The sequence below is a fragment of the Paenarthrobacter sp. RAF54_2 genome, from assembly GCF_052113945.1.
Lineage (GTDB): Bacteria > Actinomycetota > Actinomycetes > Actinomycetales > Micrococcaceae > Arthrobacter.
Genome location: NZ_JBFRDV010000035.1, coordinates 33,571 through 40,194, shown reverse-complemented (window position 1 = coordinate 40,194; position 6,624 = coordinate 33,571). Strand labels below are relative to the sequence as shown.

The following is a 6,624-nucleotide window of genomic DNA, read 5'->3' as shown; positions in this document are numbered from 1 at the left end:
CCTCTCACGAACCCCCGGCCAAGTCCGCTCCCTCGGCCCAAAACTCGGAGCACACAACAAACTCCTCAACGCACCCCCCACCAAAATCAACGTTCCATCGTGAGCATTCAACGGGGAGTTAGCCGCCTGGGAGCTGCCCGCGGTCCTTCCATCACAGACTCATGAAGGAAAGAATTCATGGCTGACTCAAGCAGCAATGCAAAAGCCGTTATCCAGAGGCTTGAAGACCAGCGGTATGACGCGGTCCTCGCCGGCGATGTGGACAGCTTCGAAGGGCTATGCCATCCGGAGCTCGTGTACACGCATTCGAGGGGCAACACGGATTCCTTGAAGGACTATACGGACAAGCTGCGCAGCGGCGTTGTCCGATACCACCGTATTGATCACCAGAGCGAAACAATCACAATCGTGGGCAATACAGCACTGGTCATTGTCCGAATGAACGCTGACCTGACAGTCAACGGGACTCCCATGACGATGAAGAACAGTGCCCTCGCAGTGTGGGTGAACGAAGAGGGTTCCTGGAAGTTCGTGGCCTATCAGGCCACACCCCTGCTGCACGCTTGAAGGCGACTGGCTGGTGCCGGTCCTGTTCCGCCCGGGTTTAGGCCGAAGCCAGCCCTCCGGCGTCGTTCGTCTGCGCCGGATGGATCCGCTCGCTGTCCGCTTCGGCTGCCGCGACGCGCGCATCGAAGTGAGCGGCCAGGAGTTCGCCGGAATGAACGATGTGCTGCTGCATGGCGGCCCGCGTTGCCGCTGAGTCCTTCGCCTTAATGCCCGCGAGCAGTTCAGCGTGGTCCTCCACGGTGGCCCGCGGCCAGCCCGGAATGGAGGAGTAGAACTGCCTCGGGACGTACCTGGTAACCAGGCCCAGCAACCAGATAATTTTGCGGGAATCGGCGAGCAGGTTGATCTCACGATGAAATGCGTGGTTCTTCTCTTCCAGCCCTTCATGATCGTTCCGGGCGGCGGCGGCGATCAGTTCGTGGTGCAGTGCCTCGAGCTCGGCCACGTCCCGCTCGGTTGCCTTGATGGCCGCACGGGCGGCGAGCTCCCCGCCGATGAGGGCCTGCACCTGGAAAAGGTCCCTGATGTCTTCGCCAGTGAGCGGACCCACGACGAATCCGCGCCTCGGCACCAGTCGGAGAAAGCCCTCCACACGCAAGGCTTGCAGCGCCTCTCGTGCCGGCGTGGTCGAGATGCCAAGGTCCTCACCAATGGTCTCAGGGCGAACCAGTGTCCCCGGCCTCAGTTCACCGGACATAATGAGGCCCCGGATATGTGCAGTCGCTTTCTCGCTCAGTTGCGGGCGAGCCTTGCTGCGTTGACTGCTGCTGGTCATGGTCTGCGCACTCTTTCTGGTCAATTTCCCCCACCTAACATACGGCATAGGCCGCGGCGCACCTGGTGTGCAGGGTCAGATAATGCGTTGTTCAGTGCGGTTGCGTGTTCGACGCCGATTGTCCACCTGACCAGATGCCATAGGAGCAATTACTTGTTTTTTGGGGACGGACGGGGAGGCAGGAAGTGCGTATAAACCCGGTACCCGTCATGACGGGAAATCATCTGCCTCGATGCGTTGCCTTCCGCTGAAATCCAAAGAAGAGAATTGTCCGGCATGACGGCTTCCACCGTTCCCTTCCGGAACAATTTTCCGCCCCACCAAATCTCTACACGCTGCCCGAGAGTACGTTGCCAATTTGGTTGCAGCTGAAGGTCCACCACTTGCTCCTGAATGAAGGTCGTCGAATTGGCGGGGGCCGCCCTGTCGGGTGTTCAGTGCCCCTCTTAGTAGGAGCGGGGTAATCCCAGGACCTTGGTAGCAACGAAGCTCTTGATCAGGTTGTTGTTGACCGGCGCCACTTGGAACATGCGCGTCTCGCGGAACTTTCGTTCCACGTCATACTCGTCCACGAAGCCGTAGCCCCCGTGGGTGTCCAGGCAGGCGTTGCCCGCCGCCCACGAAGCTTCTGAGGCAAGGTGCTTGGCCATGTTGGCCTCGGCGCCGCATGCCTCGCCGGCGTCGAAGAGGCGTGCTGCTTCGTATCGCATCATGTCTGCTGCCCGCACCTTCATGTAGGCGTCAGTGATGGGGAATTGCACACCCTGATTGGTCCCGATCTTCCGGCCGAAGACCTCACGGTTGTTGGCATACTCCACGCCCCGACGGGTGAACCAGTAACCGTCACCAATGGCCTCAGAGGCGAGCAGGATGCGTTCGGCGTTCCAGCCGTCGATCACGTAGCGGAAGCCCTTGCCGACCTCCCCGATCACTGCCGATGCCGGGACGCGCATGCCCTGGTAGAAGACCTGGTTGGTCGCGTAGTTGAACATGGTCCGGACTTTGAGCACCTTGAGCGTGTCCGGCTCCTCAGCCCGGACCTGGCGCAGATCGACCAGGAACAGGGTCAAACCGTGGGTCTTGTCGGTGCCCTTGCCCTCAGGCTTCGCGGACGTCCGGGCCAGTACCAAGGCGAGGTCCGATTCGTCGATCCGGCTGGTCCAGCTCTTATGCCCGGTGATGATAAAGTCGTCGCCGTCGCGCACAGCTGTGGTTTCGATGCTGGTCGTGTCCGATCCAGCCTTGTCCTCGGTGATTGAGAAGGCCTGCAGCCGAAGTGTGCCCGCGGCGATTTGGGGCAGGTACGCCTGCTTCTGGGCGTCGCTGCCGTGGCGCAGCAGGGCGCCCATTGTGTACATCTGCGCGTGGCAGGCCGCTGAATGGCCGCCCGACTTGTTGATCTCCTCCATGATGACGCTGGCCTCGGTCAGGCCCAGGCCGAGGCCGCCGTACTCGGTAGGGATCAGCGCGGAGAGCAGTCCCGCCTCCGTGAGGGTGTCTACGAATTCCTGTGGGTAGCGGCGGTTGCGGTCCGTCTCGCGCCAGTATTCGTCGGGAAATGCGGCGCAAAGCCGTCGCGTCGTCTCGCGCAACTGTTCGATTTCGGCCGTCAGGGTGGGCATAGTTGCTCCTTTGAGTGGATGGGCGACCCTTGAGTCACCCTCTGGAATCTGACGATACGGAATATATTGAGATATGGCAAGGAGTGACCAACTCTTGAAGCGCGCATCAGAATCCTTGACTTTACAGGCAAGAAGAGGGAAAACTGGCTGAGTCGCACAATATATTGGAACTTTAACAGCCGCTCTCATCGCTGAGGCTGCGGACACCAAGGAGAATAATCGATGACCAAAAAAGCAACCCAGTCAGGTGTTGGGGAAAACCGTGAGATACCGGGATGGACGGGCCGCTTGTTCGAGGACTTCTCGCCCGGAGACATCTACTACCACCCCTTCGGCAAAACAGTCACCGAAGCCGACAACCAGAACTTCACCTTGATGACACAGAACGTGGCGAAGACCCACGTGGACCGGAATTTCGCCAAAGCCACTGAGTTCGGCCTGCCGTTAGTCAACTCCACGTTCACGCTCGCCCTGGTCACAGGCCAATCGACCATCGATCTGTCCATGAATGTCTTCGCCAACATGGGCTGGGACGAGGTCCGGATGCCCAACCCGGTCTACGAAGGCGACACGATCTATTCACGCTCCAAGGTCCTCTCGACCAGGGAATCGAAGTCCCGCCCGAACCTCGGTCTGGTGACCGTTGCTACCGAAGGCTTCAACCAGAACAGCAAAATCGTCATCAGCTACCGCCGCACGTTCATGGTTTACAGGCAGGGCCATCTGCCCAGCGTCGCCTCTGCTCGTCCAGACGAGTCCAGCCTGCCTCTCATCGAGGACGCCCAGTGAGGTCGGCGACTGGGAGCATCACAACCGACTCCAATATGGTCGGCACAGAGGCCGTAGCGGCGGCTGTCACTGCACTGTTCGTTCCAGGTGACCGTCCGGAGCGCTTCGCGAAGGCCGCTGCTGCGGGCGCCGGCGTCGTAATCGTCGATCTGGAAGACGCCGTCGCACAGGACTCCAAGGCCAGTGCGCTGGCCTCGGTGCTGGCCGCTCTCACCCCAGGTGAGGACGGCGGGCGTGTGAGCGCCTTGGTGCGTGTGAACCCCATCGGTTCGAGCCAGCACGACGGCGAGATCCGCGCGCTGCTCGCCGCCGCCAAGGCGCCTGGGGCCGGACTGCTCGGCATCATGCTACCGAAGGCGGAAGATGCCGACGCCCTGCGGCAATTGCGCGCACAACTGCCCCAGCGCCTCGCCTTGGTTCCGTTGATTGAATCAGCAGCCGGCATGGTGAACGCGGTGCAGCTCGCCAGCGTACCTGGGGTGACGCGGATCGCCTTCGGCGCCATCGACTTCGCGCTGGACATCAATGCAGATGGCGGGGATCGGTTCCTGGACCATGCCCGCGCGCAGCTGGTCCTGGCCTCCCGGGTCGCCGGAATCGCCGCCCCGCTTGACTCCCCATCCACCGAGATCGCTGACAACGACAAGGTAGCCGACGCCGCCAAGCTCGCACGGAACTTCGGCTTCGGGGGGAAGCTGTGCATCCATCCGGCCCAGATAGCGGTGGTACGCCAAGCGTTCGCACCCACGAACGAAGAAATTCAATGGGCGCGTTCTGTTATCGGGGCCGTAGGGGGTGCCGCGCAGATGGAGGGACAGATGATCGACCGCCCGGTAACCGAGCGGGCCAAACGCATCCTGCAAAGGGCAGAGACGCGGCAGTAAAAGAAGAGGCCTCGGAGGGCAGCAGCGTAGTACCGTCACGGCCGGCGATTGCTTTAGTCGCTGAATCCCTTTAGTCGCTGTAGGGCAGCACGCGTTCTGTCGAGAGATCCCAAACTACGGCCTTCTGGCGTGTGTACATGGCCACCGAATCGAAACCGTTCTCCTTGCCGAATCCGCTCTGCTTCATCCCGCCAAACGGCACGGTCGGGTGAAACGAACGGTAGGTGTTGATCCAAACTGTTCCCGCGACAAGATTCTTGGAAAGGTACTGGATCGCCTTCGCGTCATTACTCCACACCTGAGCACTGAGACCGAATGGAGTGTTGTTCGCACGCGAGACTGCATCGTCCAAGCTGCCATACGGCAACAAACTGGCGACCGGCCCGAAAAACTCCTCGGTGGCCGCCGGATTATCGTCAACGACCTCACCGAGAACAGTCGGTTGATAGAAGGCGCCTTCCCTCAATTCGCCATCTTCGGCAGGCGCACCACCTGCCAAAAGCGTGGCTCCTTCCTCGACCGATCGCCGCACAAGATCGTCGACCCTGCTCCGATGCTGACGGTTAATGAGTGTGCCCATTTGGGAAGACTCCCGGCCAGGAAGTCCGACACGCACGGTCTTCGCGAGGGCTCCAACTTCTTCACGAACACGGTCATAGATTGACTCATGCACGAGGATACGGGAGCCAGCCACGCAGCTCTGACCGCTTTTGGCGAAGTTCGAGTGAAGCACCGACGGGATGGCTACATCCAAATCGGCGTCCGGCAACAGGATGGCAGGACTCTTTCCTCCCAGTTCCAGGACGGTCGGCACGATGTTGGTGGCCGACTGGGTGAGCACGGCACGGCCAGATAAGGGCCCGCCGGTAAAGGCGATCATCCCGATGTTCGGGTGTTGACTAAGAAGGGGTCCTACGATTGCTCCGCGGCCCGTAACAACATTGATGACCCCTCGTGGGAACCCCGCCTCGAGCGCGAGTTCCACCAGCCTGAAATTGAGTAGAGGGGCGACTTCCGGCGCCTTAATGACAATGCAGTTACCCGCAGCCAGCGCCGGCCCCGCCTTCATTGCAACGAAATTGGCGTTTCCGTTGTAAGGACTGATTCCTGCCACCACCCCAAATGGCTCGCGCAACTCATAGGAGAGCCGTTCCGGCAACTGAACAAAGGATCGACCCTCGATCTTGTCTGCAATGCCCGCGTAGTACCTCAGCGTCCGCTCACATGATCCCAGCTCCGCCAGCACTTCTCGACGGAGATGACCCACATCGGCTACCTCGATGTCGGCGAGCTCCTCACGATGTTCCACTATGCGATCCGCCCATGCCGACAACAGCTTCGCACGCACCTCAGGAGCCGCGTGCCGCCAGGATGACTCATAGGTCTGCTGAGCACCTTGGACGATCCAGTCCAGCTCCTCAGCGGTCACTTCGTACAGCTCACCAATCTGCCTGCTGGTCGAAGGATTCTCAATCGGCATGATGTGTCCGGACCGTGGAGTCACTACTCCCTCATGTGAGATGTAACCGACCGTCCGCCGAATATCCGCTACGTTCACCGTCATGCGTGTTACCCATTCTCTCGCAAACCAGCCAAGCAACTCAGCAGGTTCTTATCGTTCAGTTCCCTCGCCAATGTATGACGAGTTAAATTCGGGGTTGCAGTAGAGACGCCTGGCAGGTGTCCTTGCTCGGTGCGCAACCGGCACCGTCCGTGCAGCAATTCCGTTTTTCAATGCCGCAATTTGGACAGGAAGGTACACCCTTGGCTCATTACTAGTCATAGTGACCAGTAACGCAGTCAATTGACCAATGATATTCAGTGATAGGGATATCAACGAGTCTCATAGTATTCAGTTGTGAACTACGAGTCGCGACAAAAACTCCGCAGGTAGAAGGCGTCTCGACGCACACAGAAGCCCGCTACAGAGCCATGCCCTTCGGTAATAGGTCCATCACAAGACAATATTTGCTATCGCTCTCAAAAC

At 59.9% G+C, this 6,624-nt stretch carries 6 protein-coding genes; 3 read left to right on the top strand and 3 right to left on the bottom strand.

Annotated elements, in window-relative coordinates; genetic code table 11:
- The first annotated feature begins 177 nt into the window (after positions 1 to 177).
- Positions 178 to 567 carry a nuclear transport factor 2 family protein gene (locus tag AB4Y87_RS23975; protein WP_442006735.1) on the top strand — a complete coding sequence of 130 codons (390 nt, stop codon included), beginning with the start codon at positions 178 to 180 and terminating at the stop codon, positions 565 to 567.
- 37 nt (positions 568 to 604) lie between these two features.
- Here the strand turns inward: AB4Y87_RS23975 and AB4Y87_RS23970 are convergent, their stop codons facing one another.
- Together AB4Y87_RS23970 and AB4Y87_RS23965 are read right to left on the bottom strand one after the other, a co-directional pair.
- Positions 605 to 1,342 carry a GntR family transcriptional regulator gene (locus AB4Y87_RS23970; RefSeq protein ID WP_442006734.1) on the bottom strand — a complete coding sequence of 246 codons (738 nt, stop codon included), beginning with the start codon at positions 1,340 to 1,342 and terminating at the stop codon, positions 605 to 607.
- Between the two features lie 446 nt (positions 1,343 to 1,788).
- Positions 1,789 to 2,964 carry an acyl-CoA dehydrogenase family protein gene (locus AB4Y87_RS23965; protein WP_442006733.1) on the bottom strand — a complete coding sequence of 392 codons (1,176 nt, stop codon included), beginning with the start codon at positions 2,962 to 2,964 and terminating at the stop codon, positions 1,789 to 1,791.
- 222 nt (positions 2,965 to 3,186) lie between these two features.
- Between AB4Y87_RS23965 and AB4Y87_RS23960 the strand changes: the two genes are divergently transcribed.
- Both AB4Y87_RS23960 and AB4Y87_RS23955 read left to right on the top strand, forming a co-directional pair.
- Entirely contained in the window at positions 3,187 to 3,753 is a 567-nt protein-coding gene (locus AB4Y87_RS23960; RefSeq protein ID WP_442006732.1) for a MaoC family dehydratase, read from the top strand.
- 35 nt (positions 3,754 to 3,788) lie between these two features.
- A complete protein-coding gene (locus AB4Y87_RS23955) occupies positions 3,789 to 4,637 on the top strand; it encodes an HpcH/HpaI aldolase/citrate lyase family protein (protein WP_442006731.1) in 849 nt (282 codons plus the stop codon).
- Between the two features lie 70 nt (positions 4,638 to 4,707).
- Here the strand turns inward: AB4Y87_RS23955 and AB4Y87_RS23950 are convergent, their stop codons facing one another.
- On the bottom strand, positions 4,708 to 6,201 hold the full coding sequence (locus AB4Y87_RS23950; RefSeq protein WP_442006730.1) for an aldehyde dehydrogenase family protein: 1,494 nt from the start codon (positions 6,199 to 6,201) through the stop codon (positions 4,708 to 4,710).
- Positions 6,202 to 6,624: the final 423 nt, after the last annotated feature.

What these genes read in the sequence shown, in the direction of transcription:
- AB4Y87_RS23950 (WP_442006730.1), bottom strand. Translation starts at nt 6,201, where the DNA reads ATGACGGTGAACGTAGCGGATATTCGGCGGACGGTCGGTTACATCTCA.
- AB4Y87_RS23975 (WP_442006735.1), top strand. Translation starts at nt 178, where the DNA reads ATGGCTGACTCAAGCAGCAATGCAAAAGCCGTTATCCAGAGGCTTGAA.
- AB4Y87_RS23955 (WP_442006731.1), top strand. Translation starts at nt 3,789, where the DNA reads ATGGTCGGCACAGAGGCCGTAGCGGCGGCTGTCACTGCACTGTTCGTT.
- AB4Y87_RS23970 (WP_442006734.1), bottom strand. Translation starts at nt 1,342, where the DNA reads ATGACCAGCAGCAGTCAACGCAGCAAGGCTCGCCCGCAACTGAGCGAG.
- AB4Y87_RS23960 (WP_442006732.1), top strand. Translation starts at nt 3,187, where the DNA reads ATGACCAAAAAAGCAACCCAGTCAGGTGTTGGGGAAAACCGTGAGATA.
- AB4Y87_RS23965 (WP_442006733.1), bottom strand. Translation starts at nt 2,964, where the DNA reads ATGCCCACCCTGACGGCCGAAATCGAACAGTTGCGCGAGACGACGCGA.